This window comes from Pontibacter sp. HJ8, assembly GCF_054824225.1.
The window spans coordinates 1-925 of record NZ_JSYF01000418.1 but is presented as its reverse complement, the minus strand read 5'-3'; the positions used below and the strand labels follow the sequence as shown (position 1 = coordinate 925).

Here is a 925-nt window from a genome sequence, read left to right as displayed (position 1 = left end):
CTGTCTTTTCCTCTACTACAGAATTAATATACAGGTCATCGAATTACTTCTTTCTCCAGCACACTCACTCCCAGAAAGCCGCTCCCCTCGTGAAGGGTGGACTTCCAGCCCATCTCCTGCAGGTGCCAGCGGATGAAGTTGTTCAACAGCCCATGAGCTACCAGGATGGCCGTCTGGTGTTCCGCTGCCTCCTCAATGAGCAGATCACCGCACTGGCGGGCACGTGCTTTGGCTTCGTTGAACGTTTCGATGCCTCTGCTGTTGAACCCCAGCATCCACAGGACGCGGGCACTCAGCAGCCAGAAGCGGATGGGTAGCTTCACGCGCGGCAACGAAAAGATCTTGCGCTCAAATTCCCGGAACTCATGCCGGACAAGCAGTTCCACTTCCTCCCCGAAAATGGCTTTGGCGGTAAGTTGGGAACGTACCAGGGTGCTGCAGTAGACACGTTTTACTTCCTTGTAGGGGATTGATTCATGCTCCAGCACAAACTCCTCTACCGCTGCGGCGTCGTAGGCCGTGATATAGGTGCGGGCATCGGCTGCGCTGAAAAATCCTTTTCTGGAAACGACGGGTCGCGCATGCCGGATGAGGAAAATCTTACGGGTGTCAGGTGACTTGAGCGGTTCTTCTTTCAGCATGATGGCTTTGCAATTTGCTACCGTATACGCAGGCACCCTAAAAGAAAGATCAGGTGCTGTGCCGGAATTGCAATCCAGCGAAAACTGTGTGGCGGATTGCATCCCACTCCGGGCGTAGTATACTATAATAGATGGTGTCGCGCCTGCGCCCATCGTGCATCAGGGTATGGCTGCGCAGTACGCCTTCTTCTGTAGCGCCTATTTTAAGCATCGCTTTGCGGGATCTCAGGTTCAGTGCATCCGCCTTCAGCTCGACCCGCTCATATTGCAGCACCTCAAAGGCA

At 54.2% G+C, this 925-nt stretch carries 2 protein-coding genes; both read right to left on the bottom strand.

Annotated elements, in window-relative coordinates; translation table 11 throughout:
- Window positions 1-35: 35 nt before the first annotated feature.
- Window positions 36-641 carry a histidine phosphatase family protein gene (locus OB13_RS16835; RefSeq protein WP_461491344.1) on the bottom strand — a complete coding sequence of 202 codons (606 nt, stop codon included), beginning with the start codon at window positions 639-641 and terminating at the stop codon, window positions 36-38.
- A 49-nt stretch (window positions 642-690) separates the two neighbouring features.
- A partial coding sequence (locus tag OB13_RS16830; RefSeq protein ID WP_461491343.1) for a GNAT family N-acetyltransferase occupies window positions 691-925 on the bottom strand: 235 nt, incomplete at its 5' end.